The sequence below is a fragment of the Brucella tritici genome (genome assembly GCF_008932285.1).
In the GTDB taxonomy this organism is placed as follows: domain Bacteria; phylum Pseudomonadota; class Alphaproteobacteria; order Rhizobiales; family Rhizobiaceae; genus Brucella; species Brucella tritici.
In genome coordinates this window covers 921,882-940,889 of sequence record NZ_WBVY01000004.1, presented here as the reverse complement: position 1 = coordinate 940,889, position 19,008 = coordinate 921,882, and the positions used below count along the sequence as shown (strand labels likewise).

Here is a 19,008-nt window from a genome sequence, read left to right as displayed (position 1 = left end):
ATGAGTACATCCTCCGCCATATATGAAAGCCGAACGTCTACCAGAATCTGGCTTGAACCGCACCGCATTGTGTTGATCGTCATCGCAATCGCGCTGTTTGCTTCGGCGGTGATATTGGGCCGCTGGGACTGGCTGCCGCAATACCTGCCTCGTCTGGGGTCCGGCATTCTGGTCACCTTGTTCATGCTGTTCGGGTCCGCCATTTTGGGGTTCATGCTGGCGCTCCCGCTTGGATTGCTGCAGGTGACGGGGCCTTGGTGGTTGAGCTGGCCAGCCAAGACTTTCTGCACCGTCATCCGGGGAACGCCGTTGCTGTTGCAGCTCTGGCTGCTCTATTACGGTCTTGGTTCTTTGTTCCCGTCCATTCCCGGCATTCGCAGTTCCTTTATCTGGCCTTATCTGCGCGAAGCATGGCCGTATGGCCTTGCCGCGCTGACGATTTCATTCGCCGCCTATGAAGGCGAGGTCATGCGCGGCGCTTTCGCTGGTGTACCGTCCGGCGAGTTGCAGGCCGGTCGCGCTTTCGGCATGTCGCCATGGAAAGTGTTTCGCCGCATCTGGCTGCCGCGTGCCATCCATCGCGCCTTGCCCACGCTGAACGGCGAAACGGTTCTGCAATTGAAGTCGACCCCTCTCGTAGCAACAATCACCGTGGTCGATGTTTACGGCGTCGTCTCTCGCGTGCGGCAGGACACCTACCTTACCTATGAGCCGCTTCTGCTGCTGGCGTTGATCTACATGATATTGACCGCAGGCTTGGTCTGGGTCTTCCGGCGTCTTGAGAACCGAATTCCGACAAGAGGTGCTTGAATGCGCGATTTTTCGACTGCTATTCGCAACAACCTGCCCGAGCTGACGGCACTGCGCCGTGACCTTCATGCCCATCCTGAACTCGGTCTTGAGGAGAAGCGGACCTCGGAGATTGTTGCGCGGGAGCTTGAGGCTTTGGGGTACAAAGTTACACGCGGGCTTGCAAAAACCGGTGTGATTGGCACGTTGACGAACGGGTCGAGCCGAAAATCGGTCGGCATTCGTGCTGATATCGATGCGCTACCCATTCATGAGCAGACAAATCTACCCTATTCCAGTAAATCGCCGGGGCTAATGCATGCCTGCGGGCATGACGGTCATACGACCATGTTGCTGGGTGCCGCCAAGGCTCTGGCCGAACGTCGCAATTTCGACGGCACCATTCATCTGATCTTTCAACCGGCTGAAGAGAATTTCGGCGGTGCGAAGATCATGATCGAAGAAGGCTTGTTCGATCGTTTTCCCTGTGATGCCGTGTTTGCTCTCCATAACGATCCGGGGATACCTCTTGGCAAGTTTGCCTTTCGCGATGGGCCGATCATGGCTGCGGTCGATGAGGCGTTTATCAGGGTGAACGGTTACGGCGGTCACGGATCGGAGCCGGAAAAGACCGCCGATCCCATAACGGCAGGCGCTTCAATTGTGATGGCGCTGCAGACCATCAAGTCGCGCAATGTGCCCGCGCTGGACCCGGCGGTTGTGACTGTCGCTGCCTTTCATGGCGGTTCGGCAAGCAATATTATCCCGTCGTCGGCGGAAATCGTTGTCGGTATTCGCACCTTTTCTCCCGTCATTCGCGACCAGATTGAAGAGCGGATCAAACGTATCGCGGCCCTTCAGGCAGAGAGCTTCGGACTGATTGCGGAAGTGGACTATCTGCGCAGTTATGACGCGACGATCAATCATACCGCTGAAACAGATTTTGCGCGCGCACTGGCGGTGAAGTCGTTTGGTGCAGCCAACGTGACAGAACTGGAGCGCCCGTTCATGGGCAGCGAAGACTTCGCCTACATGCTTGTCGAGCGGCCCGGCACCTATTTCTTTCTCGGTGGCGGCAAGGGAGAAAATGACTTCCAGCTCCACCATCCATCTTATGATTTCAATGATGATCTGATCCCCATCGGCGCGGCCTTCTGGACCGAGCTTGCTGAAGCCTATCTTAAACCCGAGTGAGCCCATGACCGCCGTTTATGAATTCAATTCCGCCATCGTCCGGACACCGGGACGATCCGTTATCAATGGTTTGCGCGCCGATGACAGGGGCAACCCGACCTATGAGGGCGTAAAGCAAGAACACGAAGCCTATGTTCAGGCCTTGCGACAGGCGGGCGTCGAGGTAACGGTGCTTCCGCCCATGGAGGAGTTTCCGGATTCGATATTCGTGGAAGACCCGGCACTGGTGTTTCACGAAGGCGCTGTTCTGTTGCGTCCCGGTGCTCCATCGCGCATGGGTGAGACGGCTGAAATCGAACCGGTTTTGCGTTCGCTCTTTGAGAAGGTCGTGCCGCTTCCTTCACCGGGCTTTGCCGATGGCGGTGACGTTCTGGTCACACCGACGGCGGTGATGATTGGACTGTCAGCGCGTACAGACAAAAGTGGCGCCGAGGGACTTTGTGCAGCGCTTGCCACGCTCGGTCATGCCGCAGAGATTGTCGAGACGCCGAAGGGTGTACTTCATTTCAAGACCGACTGTTCGCTTCTGGACGAGGAGACCGTGCTTGCCACGCACAGGCTGGCGGGTTCGGGCTTTTTCAGAGGCTTGCGTGAAATCGTGACGCCGGAAGGTGAGGAGGCCGCCGCCAATGCACTGAGGGTCAACGATGTTGTCTTTGTCGGGTCGGATTACCCCCGTACAATCGATCTGCTTGATAAGAAGGGCTACAAGGTGGTTGCCCTGAAGACCGGGGAAATCGGTCGGATCGACGCGGGCCTATCGTGCATGTCGCTGAGATGGCGGCGATAGTCAGGACGCACTCCAGACAATAGATCGGCGCTGGTATCCAGCGCCGATTTTTATTGAATAATATGCGGACGGGCCTCAGCGATCCGGGTCTATCGATAAACCTCCATATTTTCTTCGGCTGGTGCGCCAAAACTGCGCGCATAAGAATGGCCGCTATAGACTGCTGCCGCGATGATGGAAGGCGCGTGACAGTCACCAATTGAGGTGACTGATTTTATACCGGCGTCTTCCCATTCACTTCGGCGCGCTTCCAGTGCAGCCGACAGGCTTTTGTCGGGATGGCGGCTGGTTACCGGCACCAGTGTGCCACACGGAATTTCGGTTTCCCTGCCGGAATAGACACATGCGACGGACAGGCTGTCGGCGGTTTGTTTGGCGAGCTTGTGCAGCGGGATTATCCCGACGCCCAGTTCTATCAATCTCGTTTGAATCTTCGACTGTTCGAGTGTGTGTTCACTCCAGGGAGCCACAATCGGCGCTGGTGTTACCAATGTCGTATGAATGCCGCGGCTCACGGCCAACTCGGCCAGTACAGAGCCGAGGTAGTAACGATCATCATCAAATATCACCAGAGGTCCGCGACAATCATCGAGGGATATCTTGTCTTTCAGGATAGCGTTGACACTCAGTGTGTGCCCTTCAAGTGTTCCCAGCGGTTGCCTATGGGAGCGGCCGACCGCATCCGTGCGCCAGCGCGCACCGGTGGCCAGCACCACGTTCGCAATTCCGTAGGTTAGAATCTCATCGGCATCCAGATGGCTGTCGAGATACATCTCCACATTGGTCGCACGCTGCAATTGCGTCATGCGCCAATCGCGAACACGCGCCCAACTTGCCAGACCGGGTAGGGCTGCCTCCTCCGTCACACGCCCACCCCAATGGGTGCTCTTTTCAGCAATAATGACGTCTGCGCCGCGCTCAGCCATGGCGCGAGCCGCTTCCAGACCTGCTGGTCCTCCGCCGACGACCAGAATTTTCTCTGCTGTCCTTAGTTTGCCGATTTTCTCTGGGTGCCAGCCCTTGCGTGCTTCTTCGCCAATTGTCGGGTTTTGTGTGCATCGCAATGGCGCAACGATGTTGTCGCTGGCCGTGCATATATTGCAGCCAATGCATTCACGAATATCATCGGCGCGACCGCTCCGAATTTTCTCGGGCAGAAATGGGTCGGCAATCGATGGGCGCGCAGCGCCGATGAGGTCCAGAACGCCGGAGCGGATGGCCTGTACCATCGTGTCCGGCGAGGTATAACGACCGACGCCAACGACCGGTTTGCTGGTGAGCGATTTCACAAAGGAGATATAGGGCTCCTGAAAGCCCTCCTGCGAAAAGCGGGATGTCTGGCTGTCGTTGGACCAGCCAGACAGATTTACGTCCCATAGATCAGGTTCATCGGCGAGAGCCGCAATGACATCCCGTCCTTCACCATTGTGCTGGATGCCCTGGTCTCCCAGAAATTCCTCTACTGCAAAGCGTACTGCAATCGCACATTTGTCGCCGACGGCGTCGCGCGTATCCGCCAGCACTTCGCGAAACAAACGCAAGCGATTTTCGAACGATCCGCCATATTCATCCGTGCGGGTATTGTAGCGTTGCAGCAGAAAATGCTGCAGCAAGGTCATGTCGTGACCTGCATAGACATAGATAATATCGAAACCGGCCCGTTTGGCGCGAAGTGCGGCATCGCGATGCCATTTGCGGAACCGGGCGATGTCGGCCTTGTCCATGGCCCTTGCCTGAACCGGATCTTCCACATCGACAATCATGTCCATGGGGCCGAGAGGCGCCAGTCTGGTCAAACGGTTGGAGACGTGGATACCGTTATGCACGAGCTGGATTGCGGCGAGACTGCCATGCTGATGGACGGCGTCGGTCAGCTTCCGGAGGCGGTCGGCGTCCTTCTCGTCCCATATGCGTCCTTGATTGGATGGCGTGATATCGGACGTGGGATGGATTTCGGTCTCCTGTGTGGAAACGACACCCCAGCCACCCTCTGCCTTCATCTCACGCAGCCGCAGGTCGTGCTCGGGATAACGATGTCCCATGCCACTACAATGCGGAACCTGATAGAAGCGGTTCTTCGTCGTGACGGGGCCAATCTTGATCGGCTCGAACAGAATTTCGTGACGCTTGTCCATGGTCGCTCTGCTTGTCATTGTCCAGAATGTCATCCCTTGCGGGCGACTGCATGAAAAGTGGGTTTCCATTGCGCTTAACGCGCAATGGAACGCTTGAAGCGAGCTTCGAGTTTGGCCTGTCCATATTCCAGAACGATGGACAGTGCCCAATAGATCATCGAAGCGGTGATGAGCATTTCGATATGCCGGAACTCGGTCTGGCCCTGCGTACGGGCAAGATACATGAGTTCCCAAACGCCGATGACGGAGACCAGCGACGAGTCCTTGAGCATCGCGATGAACTGGTTGCCGGTTGGCGGAATGATGATGCGCATTGCTTGGGGAAGGGTGACCAGCCACATGGTCTGCGAAGGCCCAAGGCCCAACGCATATGCGCCTTCCTGTTGCCCACGCGGAATGCTCTCGATGCCCGCACGGAAGATCTCGGTCATATAGGCGCCGTAGCATAAGGACAGCGCCAGAATGCCGGCAGGGATAGGTCCGATGACATAGCCCACCTGCGGCAGTCCAAGGTAGATGATGTAGATCTGCATCAGCAATGGCAGGCCGCGGAAGAGCGAGGTGTAGAACGTCGCCAGACCGTAGACGAGGCCATTCTTTGAAAGTTTGGCCACCGCACCAATCAGCGCCAGAATGGTTGCGAAGAATATCGAGGCTGCGGAAATATAAAGCGTCGTGACGACACCCTGGCTGATCAGAAATCCGATCTTTCTTGCGATGAATTCAAATGAGAGATCGAAAGAATAGAAGAAGATCATCAGCAGCAGGAACAGTTCCAGCCATATTGCCGTGATCTGTGCCCAGCGTGGGAAAAGCCTCAGGAAACTCCAATTGGCGAAGATGATAGCGCTAAGCAGTATCGAGGAGATCAGCGTCGCTTTGGTGAAACCGGCTTTCGCGACTTTCGGGTCAATGCCAAGCCAGTTCGTTATGCCGGAAAACCGGATATTCATGAAACAGAAGAGCGCTGTCAGGATAACAAAAAACGCTATCTGGACAGTGCGCTTGGCGGCCTCGGGCCGCGTCAGAAAAAACCTCCCGAGCATGTTCTCTCCCCTGTCAGCTTGCTTTTCGCTCTGCAAGCCAATCCTGCATCTGCAATTTCCAATAGGTTAGCTGAGCAGCTGCAAGACCCGCAGCGCCTCCGGCCCAGACCAGCCCGAATTTTTCAAAGAGCTTGTAGCGGTCACTTTGTCCGCAAATGGCTTCGGCGACGACTTTACCGCCGATGGCAGTTGTGTTCAGCCCATGGCCCCCGAAGGCGGTGCAGTACCATGTGGCTCGGTCCAACTGACCGATCTGCGGCATTAGGTGTCTGGCGTAGGACATCAGGCCCGACCATGCCAACTCTGTTTTCAGTGAAGCAAGCTGAGGATAAGTTCCCACCATTTCGTTACGCAACTCGCGCACCACGCCGGGCGTGTCGGCTGCTCGTGTCGTGATGCGTCCACCCCACAAAAGCCTGCGACCACCGTCGATCACGCGGTAGTAGTCGCCAGCACGACGATTATCACCAATTGCTGACGTGGTGCGGATGGCCGATGCGATCAGTTCGGGAGCTTCTTCACTCACCATCACATAGGTGGCGATGGGCAGATAGGCTCGCCTGATCTGGCTGACCAGTCCATCGGTATAGCCACCGGTGGTAATCAGCACTGCACCTGCTTTAATTTGTCCGCGGGCTGTTTTTATAAGCTTGCCATCATTGTGGTCGAGCAACTGGACTACGCGGCTGTGCTCGAAAATCCGCCCGCCGAGCCGCTCGATCTCGCGTCCGAGCGCCCGTAAATAGTTCAGCGGATGGATATGAAACGCATTGGGATCGTAGACCGATTGGAAATAGCGCTTGGAATTCAGAATATTGCGCGTTTCAGCCGTTGGGTGAAAATCGATTCTGTAGCCATAATCGCGCTGAAGCGCCTCGGCATAATGTTTCAGACTCTCACCGTCGTCATACCGGCGTACGTTCAGAATGCCAGGAATGAGTTGTGCTTCTTCAATCTTCAGCGCGTCGATGTTCTGTCGAACGAACTCGACACCTTCAATCGACAATTCATGAAGTGATCGGGCGACGGTCTTGCCAGCGCGGGCGGCAATGTCATCCCCGCCGGATGCAAAGCCAGGACTGACAAATCCTCCATTGCGCCCGGATGCACCGAAACCGATGCTCTCAGCTTCTAGGACAACGACTTTCTTGCCCGCTCGCGACATCTGCAATGCGGCCGACAAGCCTGCAAGCCCGCCGCCAATCACTGCGACATCTGCTGTTGTTTCGCGTTCAAGCGTTGGACGCGCGAAATCGTCCGCCTTTGTTTGGCTGTAATAAGTGGCCGGATAAGTCATCGCAACACCAGGAAAAGCATATCGGATGAGCCATCGTCACGATGGCTCATTACAACATTGACGTAAGGGTAATATCAGTCGGCGCTGTAGTCTTTGCCGTACCACTTTGCAGTGAGCGTCGCCAAAGTGCCGTCAGACTTCATCTGCTGGATGATTTCGCCAATCTTGGCAGTCCATTCCGGGTCGTTCTTTTCGGCGATGACGACGAGCGGCTCGCGGAAGGCATATTCGCCCTCAAGAATCTTGACGGGATAGCCGTTCTTGATGGCGTTCTGTGCCGTCTGTTCCGGAGCGATGATCGCATCAATGCGAACGCCATCTCCAAGCCTCAGATCGTCAAATGGCAGCATGGAATCTGCAAAAGTGCGAATTTCACCGGGTTCCAGCTTGTACTCGATCGGGGGAAGGCCGGGCGCGTCGATTTCCAACTGCCGACGGGCGAAATCTTCTGAAGTCGTGGCCGTTTCAACGCCAATGACTTTGCCTTTGAGATCGGCGACCGATTTCGCCTCGCTATCCTTGTGCACGACATAGACATAGGGGCTGTAATAGTAGACCCCGGCAAAATCGATGACCTTGGCGCGCGCCTTGGTCGGGGTCACCGACCCAACGCCAACGTCGTAACGGCCCTGCCAGCGCCCACCGGTCAATGTCGCCCAGTCCGGCGTCTCGAAGGAAACGGTGACGCCAAGACGTTTGCCAATCTCGTTGGCCACATCCACGTCGAAGCCTACGAGCTTGTTGGAATCATCCAGAAAGCTTTGGGGTGGCCAGCCTGCATTGGTCGCGACGACCATGGCCTTTTTTTCCATGACGCGATCCAGCGTTTCGCCTGCAAAAGCAGAGAAACCAGTCGCCAGAATAGCGCCTGCGATACCCATTATCGTTATGATTTTTTTCATTTTATCGAACCCCTCCTCAGGTCTGATGCCATGAGCATTGCATAAACCCGGAAGTGGCGGCTAGGCAGTCCGAAGAAGTAGATTATGAAATTAGCGTATGATGATATGCAATTCTTGCAGGATATAAGGTCAGCCGAATGTAGGGCCGGGGCCGCCCGAATGAGAAGCCCCGCGATGGCGTACGCAATCGGCTGATCACTCGTGGCGTAAATTATTGATTTCGCACGGCCATTGCCGTTACTTCGACCCGCATCTCAGGGGTGGCAAGGCCTGCGACGCCAACTGCACAACGAACCGGAAACGGCTTTTTGAAAAAGCGCAGATAAACTTCGTTGAAGGCAGGACGTTCATTGATATCGGTCAGATAGATCGTCAGATGAATGACATTCGCCAGACTGCTGCCTGCCTTTTCGAGCGATGCTTTGAGGCTGTTCAGTGTGCATTCGCTTTGGGCAGTTATGTCGCCGGTTTCCATGGAGCCGTCCGCCCGGATAGGGATATGGGTCGTTACCAGAAAATTGCCGATGCCTGCGACATCGGAAGAGATTTCGCTTTCGTCCGTATCCTCCAGAAAATAGGGCGTTGCGTTGTTTGTCATGGTCATTCTCCAAGAGGTTAGGTGTTTGTGAAAAGCGTGAAACGGTTTTCCGATAAGTTGTGCGCTAAAACAAGCAGCCAGATCATTTCCGTCGATTGAGTGAGCCCGATGGTCTTGAGGTAGCAACAATGTGTACTCGCCGGGACGGGCAACCTATTGCGATGGTGGTCGAGCGGGTCTAAGAAACACGTCGGAGGCGAGGAGGCTTCCCTCAACGACGACCGGTTCCGGTCTGAAGGCAATCCATGACAGAAAAACATTCTCATCGCGGGCTTGTTGTTGCCGCGATTATGGCAAGCATGGCTATGATCGCCGTCGAGGCAACGATTGTGTCAACCGCAATGCCACAGATCGCGGCGCAGCTGGGTCAGCTCAATCTCTATTCCTGGGTTTTCTCGTCATTTCTTTTGACACAGACAGCAACGACCGTCGTGTTTGGCAAACTGGCCGACATTTACGGGCGCAAGCCGGTTCTTGTTTTTGGTATTGCGCTGTTCCTGACGGCTTCTGTGCTGGCCGGTTTCGCATGGTCGATGCCTTCGATGATTGTTTTCCGGCTATTGCAGGGCATTGGGGCAGGGGCGATCCAGCCTGCGGCCATGACCGTTGTGGCCGATCTTTTCCCTGGAGCGCAGCGCAGTAAGGTTCAGGGATATCTTGCCAGCGTCTGGGCACTGTCAGCCGTTGTCGGTCCGCTACTGGGCAGCCTAATCATTCACAATCTGAGCTGGGCCTGGGTATTCTGGATCAATGTGCCGGTCGGCATTCTGGCCGCGTCGGGCTTTCTTCTCTTCCTCCATGAGGAGAAGCGGACAAAGCCGGTATCGGTCGATGTGCTTGGTGCGGCACTTTTCGCCGTCTCCATTTCCTCTCTGATGATTGCGCTCACCCTGATGGAGAGTGCAGTTTCGCTCGAAGGAATTCTGGCGTTCATTCTCTTTGCTCTTTCACTGATTGCGTTCATCTGGCAGGAACGTCGCGCAAAGGAGCCCATGGTCGCACCAGACCTGTGGCTGAAACGTCCTATCGCGTTCTCCAATCTGGCGGTCTTTCTGGCCAGCATGTCGATCATGGGGCTGACGACATTCCTGCCGATGTATGTGCAGACAGTTCTCGACCGTTCTCCTGTGGTCGCGGGCTTCGCCTTGACCATGTTGCTGCTGGGCTGGCCGTGCGGGGCCACGATTGCATCGCGGCAATTTACGCGGTTCGGATTGCGCCCGATCATGATCGCCGGAAGCATCTGCATTCCGATTGGCACCTCTCTGCTTGTCATGCTGAGCCCGTCAAGTTCCGCCACACTGGCCGGAACCGGTTCTCTGATCATGGGTTTTGGCATGGGGCTGCTCAACATTGGGGCGCTCATCCTGACACAGGATAGCGTGAGTTGGTCGGAGCGCGGCAGCGCCACGGCATCGAACGTCTTCTCGCGCAATTTGGGCAGCACGCTTGGAGCAGCCATTCTCGGTGCGGTGCTGACCTATGGCCTTGCCAACGCCAATCATGGCGAAGCGATTACGTCAGACCAGCTTCGCGACTTGTTGAATGGCGCGGAGATGTTGATTGACCAGCAGGAGCTTCGGCTGGCGCTTCAACATGCGCTGCACGCAACATTTGTAGCAATGATGCTTATCGCGGTGCTGATCGTGCCGGCTTGCCTCTGTGTGCCCGGAGTGAAGAAGACCTACGAAGAAAACGTGGTGACTTGAATATCACCGAATATCTGAAAGCCATGGACTCAGCCGACCTGAAATCAACGGTCGGCTGAAATCGTGACCTTGCGGTAACCGATTTGGCGAGCAATAGCTCTTCGCAGATGGAAAGCGCCTGAAAAAGCAAAAATCCCGGACAACGCCGGGATTTTGTTGCGTCTACTTAACGGAAAACTGGAGCGGGCGAAGGGATTCGAACCCTCGACCCCAACCTTGGCAAGGTTGTGCTCTACCCCTGAGCTACACCCGCTCGCGCCAGTCGTTTCCATCAGGCAGGCGCTATATGAACTAACACCCCGGAGATTGCAACAGGGAAATTACAGGAAAATGCCGTTTCAGCGAAATTAGCCGCCGGTTAAATTATAACTATTTGTAAATATTGCATTTTTCCGATTATGTGCCGTATTCTCGGCTGTGGTTCTTCGTTAAAACAAGGAAAACGCGTTTCCACGGATAACGGAATCGGCTGTCGGAGGTGCGAGTCAGCGCAGTTGCGTTTCGTGCGAACATTCCAATTTGCTTTGCATGGTTTCTAAGCATGTATCCATGGTCTATAAGCGCTGTTGCAGGTCGCCGAAGCGTGAGGAGCGTGACGACATGCGCAATATTTTCAATGCCGAACAGAATGGGGTGGAATCATGCCTTTGTCGCCGAGCGAGCTTCACGACTATCTTCAGAAACTCGGTATCGAAGTAAAAACTGTCGAACATGCTCCCTTGTTCACGGTCTCGGATTCCCAAAGCCTGCGTGGTGAAATTCCGGGGGCGCATACGAAAAATCTCTTCCTGAAAGACAAGAAAGACAATTTCTTTCTCGTGACAGTCGAAGAGGATGCGGTGGTCGATCTGAAGTCGATCCATCAACTGCTAGGCGCTGCAAGCCGTGTTTCGTTCGGCAAGCCGGAAAAGCTGATGGAATATCTGGGTGTGATTCCGGGCGCAGTCACCGTGTTTGGCGCGGTCAACGATACTGCACATAATGTGCAGGTCATTCTTGATGCCGATTTGATGAAGTATGACGTCATCAACGGCCATCCATTGACCAACGAAGCCACGACTTCCATCAAGCGCGAAGACCTTGTCGCTTTCCTCAAGTCCACCGGCCATGAACCACGCGTTCTCGCCGTTTCCGAAGGTGCGAAAGCAGACACTTCGGTATAAACTGATTTTCAAAACGGGCGGCCTTCTTGCACATAGCAATTGGCGATTGAAGTGGAAGGCCGGAGCGCTAAGTTACAGCCCAACTTGCTGAAACGACCGTCTTGAAATTGGCTTTCGAAGATACGAACTGAAAGAACGACACCGGCTTGTATGCGGAGCGTCGCATCGGTCGGAAAATACGAAGGAATTTCCTATGAGTAGCCAGAACAATCCTTATGCCGGTGCAGGTGGCCAGATGACGGCAAATGTCTCTTTCGGTTCGACGCCGACCGCTACTGGAGGCGCGGAGCTCGTCAAGGATACGACGACGGCAAGTTTTCAGGCGGACGTCATTACCGAATCCCGCAATCAGCCGGTGCTGGTGGATTTCTGGGCGCCGTGGTGCGGACCTTGCAAGCAGCTCACACCGATCATTGAAAAGGCCGTGCGGGACGCTGGTGGCGCTGTCAAACTGGTCAAGATGAATATCGATGATCATCCTGCCATCGCTGGTCAGCTCGGGATTCAATCCATTCCGGCCGTCATTGCTTTCGTCAACGGTCAGCCGGTCGATGGTTTCATGGGGGCTGTGCCGGAATCGAAGGTGAAGGAATTCATCGCCAAGATCGGCGGACCGAGCGACGCGGAAGCGGCGCTTGCCGAAGCCATCACTGCCGCAAATGAACTGGTCGAAGCTGGTGATTTCGTTCAGGCATCGGAGATTTTCTCGTCTATCCTTCAAGCGGTCCCGGATAACGTCGACGCGATTGTCGGTCTTGCGACCTGCCTTCTGGAATCGGGCGATGCGGAAAAGGCGCGGGAAATTCTGGCCCAGCTTCCCGCTGACAAGCAGAATACGCCTGCTGTTCGAGCGCTTGAAGCGCGTCTTGCGCTCGCTGACCAGGTCAAGCTCATCGGTGATCCGATTGCGCTTGAAAAGCGAATTCAAGCGGATCCGAAGGATTATCAAGCCCGGTTTGACCTTGCTCAGGTGCGTAATGCACAGGGGCGGCGTGAAGATGCAGCCAATGAGCTGCTTTTCATCATGAAGTCCGACCGCGAGTGGAACGAAGACGGCGCACGCAAGCAGCTTCTTCAGTTTTTCGAAGCATGGGGCAATGCCGATCCGGCGACGCTCGGTGCGCGGCGCAAACTGTCGTCGCTTCTGTTTTCCTGATCGTGAGCGGTCGGGATTCCAACTGTTAGGGCGCATGTTTGGTGCGTCCTAATGCATATCTCCCAAAGGTGGGAACCGGTTTTGGGATAAAGACATGCATGAAAACAAAAGCTTAAAGCGTGTCGTAAGAGTACGATAAAATGCGATACGCTTTTGAGGAGGTTGCAATGCAGGTGGGCAATGCCCGTTACAGAACGGGCGCTGATATACCCGAGACCGTGCCGGTTTTCCCGTTGAAGGGGGCGCTGCTTCTGCCCGGTGGCCAGCTTCCGCTCAATATTTTCGAGCCGCGCTATCTGGCGATGGTCGAGAATGCCCTGGCGGGTAAACGCATCATCGGCATGATCCAGCCGAAAATCGACGGCGATGATGACGAAACAATCAATGAGCTGGATGAAAGCCTTCGCCCGCAATTGAGCAGTGTCGGCTGTCTTGGCCGTATCACAACCTTTGCCGAAACGGGCGATGGTCGCCTGCTGATTACCCTGCAGGGCATCTGTCGGTTTCGCGTGCGGGAAGAAGTCAATTGCCGTCAGCCTTATCGGCAATGCCGGATCATGCCGTTTCTGGCTGATCTGGAAGAGGCGCGGGATTCGTCGGAAATTGACCGGGACGCTTTGCTGGGGGCTTTCCGCGATTATCTGGAAGCGCACAATCTGGAAGCGGACTGGGATAGTATCACGCGGGCAAACAATGAAACCCTCGTCAATGCGCTTTCCATCATGTCGCCTTTCGGTCCGGCAGAAAAACAGGCCCTTCTGGAGGCCCCCGATTTGAAGACGCGTGCAGCAACTTTGATTGCCATTACCGAAATGGTATTGGCCAGAGTAAAGGACGATGATTTCGGATCGCGGCTGCAATAGATCTCAGGAATAAGCCAATGGACGACAAGACGGAAACCGGAAATATCGATATTCGACTGCTGGAACTCCTCGTATGCCCGCTTACAAAGGGGCCCTTGGAGTATGATGCGGAACATGTCGAACTGATCTCGCGCAAGGCGAAGCTTGCCTATCCCGTCCGGGGCGGAATACCTATCATGCTGCCGTCCGAAGCACGCAGTTTGACAGAGTAAATGCAGGTCGATTTGCAGGTGACGGGCGGCCTGAAGCGCTGAACAGCACCCGCTCTATCGGCTGTTATATAATTTCTGCACAAGCCCCTATCTTTTTCATAAGTTTCAGCCACGCGCATTATTGCTTGTCGGACAACAGGGCTCTATAACCCTCGCGGAACTTGATAAAGACGGTATCGGACGGCTTCATGCTCTTCGCTGCTGTCATGGATTTGAACGCAGTATTTCTGGCAAAACGGGTCATTGTTTTCCGGAATATGCGAAACAATACAGAGGCTTGGCATTATGGCATCCAGAAAACTCCTTCTCCTGCCCGGCGACGGCATCGGCCCAGAGGCGATGGCGGAAGTCCGCAAGATCATTGCTTTCCTCAACTCGGGCCTCAATCTCGGCTTTGAAACCGAAGAAGGTCTGGTTGGCGGCTGCGCTTACGACGCACACGGTCAGGCGATTTCGGATGCTGATATGGAGAAGGCGCTGGCTGCCGATGCCACGCTGTTCGGCGCTGTCGGCGGTCCGAAGTGGGATGATGTGCCTTATGAAGTGCGTCCGGAAGCCGGTCTTCTGCGTTTGCGCAAGGACATGCAGCTCTATGCAAATCTGCGCCCGGCCATCTGCTACCCGGCTCTGGCCCATTCTTCGTCGCTGAAGCCGGAAGTGATCGAGGGTCTCGACATCCTCATCCTGCGCGAGCTGACCGGCGGCGTTTACTTCGGCGAGCCGAAGGAAATCATCGACCTCGGCAATGGCCAGAAGCGCGGTATCGATACGCAGGTCTATGACACCTACGAAATCGAGCGCATCGCCGATGTTGCCTTCGAGCTGGCGCGCACGCGCCGCAATAAGGTCACATCGATGGAAAAGCGCAATGTGATGAAGTCGGGCGTCCTGTGGAATCAGGTCGTTACCGCTCGCCACAAGGACAAGCACGCCGATGTGGAACTGGAGCATATGCTGGCCGACGCTGGCGGCATGCAGCTCGTGCGCTGGCCGAAGCAGTTCGACGTTATCGTGACGGACAATCTGTTCGGCGACATGCTGTCGGACGTTGCTGCAATGCTGACCGGCTCGCTCGGCATGCTGCCGTCCGCTTCGCTCGGTGCAGTCGATTCCAAAACCGGAAAGCGCAAGGCGCTTTATGAGCCTGTTCACGGTTCCGCACCGGATATCGCTGGCAAGGGCATCGCCAATCCGATTGCAATGATTGCTTCGCTTGCCATGTGCCTGCGTTATTCGTTCAACCTCGTCGATGAAGCCGACCGTCTGGAAGCCGCGATTGCGCAGGTTCTCGATGATGGTCTGCGCACCGCCGACATCTGGTCTGAAGGCAAGACCAAGGTAGGCACCGTCGAAATGGGCGATGCCATCCTCGACAAGTTTTCGAAGCTTTCCGCTGAATAAGCGCGACGAGATCGCTTGATGAAAGCCCGCCAAGCACTTTGCATGGCGGGCTTTCTTTTTTGAATAAATGCCCGATTTGAGGCTGTAAATTCATGTTTCGCTGCATAAGAATAGCGGCATGTTGTTCACGCTCCCAGATCAAAACAAACTCTACGACGCACTTGTCGCCCGCGATGCCGCTTATGAGGGCAGGGCCTATGTCGGTGTTGTCTCAACCGGAATTTTCTGCCGCCTGACTTGTCCGGCGCGGAAACCGAAACAGGAAAACTGCCGCTTTTTCGCATCGGTTGCCGAATGCATGGCAGATGGTTTTCGGCCCTGCAAAAGATGTCATCCGTTACAACCCGCTGCCGAGGCGGAGCCTTCCGTCAAGAAGCTTCTCGATGCGCTTGAAGCCGATCCGGAACGACGCTGGAGCGAAGAGGATGTTGCCCGAATGGGGCTTGATCTCTCGACCGTCCGTCGCAGTTTTCGTCGTCATTTCGGAATAACATTTCTGGAAATGGCGCGGCAGGAGCGCTTGCGGCATGGGTTCCAGGCGCTTGCCGATGGGGGACGTGTCATCGACGCCCAGATTGATGCGGGTTTTGAATCCCCGGAAGCTTTTCGGAGTGCCTTCGCACGTATTCTCGGGCTTCCACCCGGCAAATTGCGGGGTGATGGTTTGCTGCGCGCTGACTGGATCAAGTCACCGCTTGGTACGATGATCGCGATCTGTGATGCGCGAAGCCTGCACCTTCTGGAGTTTGCTGATCGCAAGGCGCTGTCAGCGGAACTGAAGAAGCTCTATACCACCTGTCGCGGTGATCTGGGGATCGGTCGTTTCAGCACCCATGACCTCGTCGAACAGCAGTTGAATGCCTTCTTCGACGGTAATTCTCCGACATTCGATTTGCCGCTGGTGCTGCATGGCAGTGCTTTTACGCAAGGGGTCTGGCGGGAACTTCAGAACATTCGGGCCGGAGAGACGCGCAGTTACAGTGAACTGGCGCAGGCCATGGAAAAGCCGCTTGCCGTGCGTGCGGTCGCCCGGGCCAATGGGGCGAACCAGATTGCCATCGTCATTCCATGCCATCGTGTGATTGGTGCGGACGGATCGCTGACCGGTTATGGCGGCGGTCTCTGGCGGAAGCAGAAGCTGATCGAGATCGAAGCGCAATATCGCAGATAGATCATCAGACGAACATGAAAACGCCGCCCGATGGGCGGCGTTTTCTCGTTTGTAGGCGCGTTGGCTAGTCGAGCTTGTGCAGGTCGACGCCCTTGGTTTCCTTGACGAAGATCATGCCGATCACAAAGGTGATGGAGGCGATAATGATCGGATACCAGAGGCCGTAATAGATGTCGCCCTTGGCAGCGCTCAGTGCGAACACGCCAGCCGGAAGCAGGCCGCCGAACCAGCCGTTGCCGATGTGATATGGCAGCGACATGCCGGTGTAGCGGATACGGGTCGGGAACATCTCGACGAGGATCGCGGCAATCGGGCCGTATACCATCGTCACGTAGATGACGAGGATGGTCAGGATGGCGATTGTCAGGAACCAGTTCACCTGTGCAGGGTCGGCGACCATCTTGAACGCACCGGCATTCGGGATGGTGTAGACAGCCTGATCGGTGCTGACGCCAAGGCCATCAGCTTCGGTCTGGGTCAGAAGCTTCTGCTTCACCAGATCGGCAGCCGGAACCATGGTCTTGTCACCGCCGCGGATGGCTTCGGCATTCAGCTGAAGTTCCGGATTGGCGGCGACGAATGCATCAAGCTTGCTGTCCGTCACTTTCGCAGGGTCGCGAACGAGCGGGAAACCTGCCTTCTGCAGGGCAAGGTTCACGTCGTGAGACAGGGCGGACTGCTTGGCCGCAGCATCTGCTCCAGCCTGAACCGCGTCGTAAGACGTGATCGTGCTGTCGCCGATCATGACGGTTGCCGGGGTGCCGGCTGCTGCTGTCTGCACAATCTCATAAGGCACCGAGCTCTTGGCGAGGAAGCTTGTCGCAACATCGCAAGAGGTAGTGAATTTCGACGTGCCGGTGGCGTTGAACTGGAAGTTACAATCCCCGGGGGCAGCAGTAACGGTTGCCTTGATGGTCTGTTCAGCCTGTGCGAGAGCCGGGTTTGCAGCACCGGTGAGAGCCTTGAACAGCGGGAAGTAAGTTACGGCAGCAAGCAGAAGACCTGCCATGATGATCGGCTTGCGACCGATCTTGTCCGACAGCCAGCCGAAGAAGACGAAACCACCGGTGCCGATCAGGAGCGCGATGGCGACCATGATATTTGCCGACTGGTTTTCGACCTTCAGAACGTTCTGGAGGAAGAACAGGGCGTAGAACTGACCGCAATACCACACCACGGCCTGACCGGCGGTGAGGCCGAAAAGGGCGATGAGTGCGATCTTGGCGTTCTTCCATTGGCCGAATGCTTCGGAAAGCGGAGCCTTGGAGGTCTTGCCTTCTTCCTTCATGCGCTTGAATGCGGGCGACTCGCTCATCTGCATGCGGATCCAGACGGAAATGCCGAGCAGGAAGATGGAGACAAGGAACGGAATGCGCCAGCCCCAGGCAGCGAATGCTTCCTTGCTCAACACAGCCTGGATGCCGAGGATCACCAGCAGCGACAGGAACAGGCCGAGCGTTGCCGTGGTCTGGATCCATGACGTGAAAAAGCCGCGCCGGTTGTTAGGGGCATGTTCCGCAACGTAAGTTGCAGCACCGCCATATTCACCACCGAGGGCCAGACCCTGCAGCATGCGCAGGGCGATCAGGATGATCGGTGCGAAAATGCCGAGCGTGGCCGAGCCGGGCAGGATGCCCACGAGAAATGTGGATGCACCCATGATGACGATGGTGACAAGGAATGTGTATTTACGTCCGACGAGATCGCCGATGCGTCCGAAGACGAGAGCACCGAACGGACGGACGAGGAAGCCTGCCGCGAAAGCGAGCAGAACGAAGATGTTTCGGGTTGCTTCCGGATATTCGTTGAAGAAGGCCGCGCCGATGAAGGCAGCAAGCGTTCCGTAGAGATAGAAGTCGTACCATTCGAAGACGGTACCAAGCGATGACGCAAAGATCACCTTGCGTTCTTCGCTCGTCATTTTCTGCGTGCCGACATCGGCACTTGACGAGACTGCCATTAATCTGTCCTCCCAAACAGAGCCCCTGACGGGCAAATGTAAGACGATCCTTCTTCACCGGGTAAATGAAGTTCGCCTGTTGCGCCGGGAACAGTTCCTCTCAACTGTCCGGGCGCTCTCCTCACACTTGCATGATGAACCGAAAAAGGGGATTCGTGCAGTAGTCTTTAGTATGAGACAGAACTGACGGCTTGAAATACTAGGGAAAATTAATAAAGCCATCCCGAAAAGTGTGAAACGCCTACGCAGGGAAATCAGTCCACTGGACTGATTTCTGATCCTGTTTCGATAGGATAAGATGTGCGTGGACAGCCAAGGATTAGAGCGCTGATCTGATCCAATCAGATCGAAACACGCTCTTCAGCGCCAAAAAATGCGCCCCTTGAAGGGTTGGAGAATTGACTCCATCTATAAACCGCGTAAAAGCAGTGGCGAACGAAGGAGAACCCGCGTGGATCGCGTCAACGTAGCGTCAGTTTCGCTTGGAACTGCCGGCATTTTTGCCGGGGCAGCGCGCATGCCTTCGATTTCCAAAACACTCACGGCCATTACTAAAACGACCACGAAAACGGTCTGATTCCCTTGGCCTGCTCGCCCTCTCCCCGGGTCTGGCCCGGGGGCG

General features: G+C 55.7%; 16 protein-coding genes and 1 tRNA gene. 10 read left to right on the top strand and 7 right to left on the bottom strand.

Annotated elements, in window-relative coordinates; translation table 11 throughout:
* The 3 genes from F9K94_RS18925 to F9K94_RS18915 are packed head-to-tail and all read left to right on the top strand — an operon-like array spanning window position 1 to window position 2,773.
* Complete coding sequence (locus F9K94_RS18925) at window positions 1–810, top strand: ABC transporter permease (protein WP_151647651.1); 810 nt, start codon at window positions 1–3, stop codon at window positions 808–810.
* Window positions 811–1,983 (top strand): M20 aminoacylase family protein, encoded by a 1,173-nt coding sequence (locus F9K94_RS18920; protein ID WP_151647649.1) that lies wholly within the window; start codon window positions 811–813, stop codon window positions 1,981–1,983.
* Between the two features lie 4 nt (window positions 1,984–1,987).
* Complete coding sequence (locus F9K94_RS18915; RefSeq protein ID WP_151647647.1) at window positions 1,988–2,773, top strand: dimethylarginine dimethylaminohydrolase family protein; 786 nt, start codon at window positions 1,988–1,990, stop codon at window positions 2,771–2,773.
* Between the two features lie 89 nt (window positions 2,774–2,862).
* On the opposite strand, the gene F9K94_RS18910 is transcribed toward F9K94_RS18915, so the two are convergent.
* The 5 genes from F9K94_RS18910 to F9K94_RS18890 form a co-directional block, all read right to left on the bottom strand.
* Window positions 2,863–4,908, bottom strand: coding sequence for an oxidoreductase (locus F9K94_RS18910; protein ID WP_235920649.1), 2,046 nt, complete (start codon window positions 4,906–4,908; stop codon window positions 2,863–2,865).
* Window positions 4,909–4,982: 74 nt separating this feature from the next.
* Window positions 4,983–5,954, bottom strand: coding sequence for an amino acid ABC transporter permease (locus tag F9K94_RS18905; protein WP_071634157.1), 972 nt, complete (start codon window positions 5,952–5,954; stop codon window positions 4,983–4,985).
* Between the two features lie 13 nt (window positions 5,955–5,967).
* A complete protein-coding gene (locus F9K94_RS18900; RefSeq protein WP_151647643.1) occupies window positions 5,968–7,251 on the bottom strand; it encodes an NAD(P)/FAD-dependent oxidoreductase in 1,284 nt (427 codons plus the stop codon).
* 74 nt (window positions 7,252–7,325) lie between these two features.
* On the bottom strand, window positions 7,326–8,153 hold the full coding sequence (locus tag F9K94_RS18895) for a transporter substrate-binding domain-containing protein (RefSeq protein ID WP_407922052.1): 828 nt from the start codon (window positions 8,151–8,153) through the stop codon (window positions 7,326–7,328).
* Window positions 8,154–8,364: 211 nt separating this feature from the next.
* The gene (locus tag F9K94_RS18890; protein ID WP_061347724.1) at window positions 8,365–8,751 is read right to left on the bottom strand and encodes a RidA family protein; all 387 of its coding nucleotides are present in this window, start codon (window positions 8,749–8,751) and stop codon (window positions 8,365–8,367) included.
* Window positions 8,752–8,996: 245 nt separating this feature from the next.
* Between F9K94_RS18890 and F9K94_RS18885 the strand changes: the two genes are divergently transcribed.
* On the top strand, window positions 8,997–10,460 hold the full coding sequence (locus F9K94_RS18885; protein WP_061347725.1) for an MDR family MFS transporter: 1,464 nt from the start codon (window positions 8,997–8,999) through the stop codon (window positions 10,458–10,460).
* Window positions 10,461–10,638: 178 nt separating this feature from the next.
* Here the strand turns inward: F9K94_RS18885 and F9K94_RS18880 are convergent.
* Window positions 10,639–10,713, bottom strand: a tRNA-Gly gene (locus F9K94_RS18880).
* 388 nt (window positions 10,714–11,101) lie between these two features.
* Here F9K94_RS18880 and F9K94_RS18875 point away from each other — a divergent pair.
* The 6 genes from F9K94_RS18875 to F9K94_RS18845 all read left to right on the top strand — a co-directional run bounded on the left by F9K94_RS18875 (window position 11,102) and on the right by F9K94_RS18845 (window position 16,426).
* Window positions 11,102–11,623: a prolyl-tRNA synthetase associated domain-containing protein gene (locus tag F9K94_RS18875; RefSeq protein WP_151647641.1), complete on the top strand. Its 522-nt coding sequence runs from the start codon at window positions 11,102–11,104 to the stop codon at window positions 11,621–11,623.
* Window positions 11,624–11,816: 193 nt separating this feature from the next.
* Window positions 11,817–12,779 carry a thioredoxin gene (gene trxA / locus F9K94_RS18870; RefSeq protein ID WP_151647638.1) on the top strand — a complete coding sequence of 321 codons (963 nt, stop codon included), beginning with the start codon at window positions 11,817–11,819 and terminating at the stop codon, window positions 12,777–12,779.
* A 167-nt stretch (window positions 12,780–12,946) separates the two neighbouring features.
* On the top strand, window positions 12,947–13,642 hold the full coding sequence (locus tag F9K94_RS18865; RefSeq protein ID WP_151558082.1) for an LON peptidase substrate-binding domain-containing protein: 696 nt from the start codon (window positions 12,947–12,949) through the stop codon (window positions 13,640–13,642).
* A gap of 17 nt (window positions 13,643–13,659) precedes the next feature.
* Complete coding sequence (locus F9K94_RS18860) at window positions 13,660–13,854, top strand: Trm112 family protein (RefSeq protein ID WP_151647636.1); 195 nt, start codon at window positions 13,660–13,662, stop codon at window positions 13,852–13,854.
* Window positions 13,855–14,139: 285 nt separating this feature from the next.
* Window positions 14,140–15,255: a 3-isopropylmalate dehydrogenase gene (gene leuB / locus F9K94_RS18850; RefSeq protein ID WP_061347730.1), complete on the top strand. Its 1,116-nt coding sequence runs from the start codon at window positions 14,140–14,142 to the stop codon at window positions 15,253–15,255.
* Between the two features lie 118 nt (window positions 15,256–15,373).
* A complete protein-coding gene (locus F9K94_RS18845; RefSeq protein WP_151647632.1) occupies window positions 15,374–16,426 on the top strand; it encodes a bifunctional transcriptional activator/DNA repair enzyme AdaA in 1,053 nt (350 codons plus the stop codon).
* Between the two features lie 64 nt (window positions 16,427–16,490).
* Here F9K94_RS18845 and F9K94_RS18840 read toward each other — a convergent pair whose 3' ends face one another.
* Window positions 16,491–18,386: an MFS transporter gene (locus tag F9K94_RS18840; protein ID WP_151647630.1), complete on the bottom strand. Its 1,896-nt coding sequence runs from the start codon at window positions 18,384–18,386 to the stop codon at window positions 16,491–16,493.
* Between the last annotated feature and the right edge of the window lie 622 nt (window positions 18,387–19,008).

Excerpts from the sequence above, each read along its gene's own strand:
- F9K94_RS18925 (WP_151647651.1), top strand. The coding sequence starts at position 1 with ATGAGTACATCCTCCGCCATATATGAAAGCCGAACGTCTACCAGAATC.
- F9K94_RS18920 (WP_151647649.1), top strand. The coding sequence starts at position 811 with ATGCGCGATTTTTCGACTGCTATTCGCAACAACCTGCCCGAGCTGACG.
- F9K94_RS18915 (WP_151647647.1), top strand. The coding sequence starts at position 1,988 with ATGACCGCCGTTTATGAATTCAATTCCGCCATCGTCCGGACACCGGGA.
- F9K94_RS18910 (WP_235920649.1), bottom strand. The coding sequence starts at position 4,908 with ATGGACAAGCGTCACGAAATTCTGTTCGAGCCGATCAAGATTGGCCCC.
- F9K94_RS18905 (WP_071634157.1), bottom strand. The coding sequence starts at position 5,954 with ATGCTCGGGAGGTTTTTTCTGACGCGGCCCGAGGCCGCCAAGCGCACT.
- F9K94_RS18900 (WP_151647643.1), bottom strand. The coding sequence starts at position 7,251 with ATGACTTATCCGGCCACTTATTACAGCCAAACAAAGGCGGACGATTTC.
- F9K94_RS18895 (WP_407922052.1), bottom strand. The coding sequence starts at position 8,153 with ATGAAAAAAATCATAACGATAATGGGTATCGCAGGCGCTATTCTGGCG.
- F9K94_RS18890 (WP_061347724.1), bottom strand. The coding sequence starts at position 8,751 with ATGACAAACAACGCAACGCCCTATTTTCTGGAGGATACGGACGAAAGC.
- F9K94_RS18885 (WP_061347725.1), top strand. The coding sequence starts at position 8,997 with ATGACAGAAAAACATTCTCATCGCGGGCTTGTTGTTGCCGCGATTATG.
- F9K94_RS18875 (WP_151647641.1), top strand. The coding sequence starts at position 11,102 with ATGCCTTTGTCGCCGAGCGAGCTTCACGACTATCTTCAGAAACTCGGT.
- trxA (WP_151647638.1), top strand. The coding sequence starts at position 11,817 with ATGAGTAGCCAGAACAATCCTTATGCCGGTGCAGGTGGCCAGATGACG.
- F9K94_RS18865 (WP_151558082.1), top strand. The coding sequence starts at position 12,947 with ATGCAGGTGGGCAATGCCCGTTACAGAACGGGCGCTGATATACCCGAG.
- F9K94_RS18860 (WP_151647636.1), top strand. The coding sequence starts at position 13,660 with ATGGACGACAAGACGGAAACCGGAAATATCGATATTCGACTGCTGGAA.
- leuB (WP_061347730.1), top strand. The coding sequence starts at position 14,140 with ATGGCATCCAGAAAACTCCTTCTCCTGCCCGGCGACGGCATCGGCCCA.
- F9K94_RS18845 (WP_151647632.1), top strand. The coding sequence starts at position 15,374 with ATGTTGTTCACGCTCCCAGATCAAAACAAACTCTACGACGCACTTGTC.
- F9K94_RS18840 (WP_151647630.1), bottom strand. The coding sequence starts at position 18,386 with ATGGCAGTCTCGTCAAGTGCCGATGTCGGCACGCAGAAAATGACGAGC.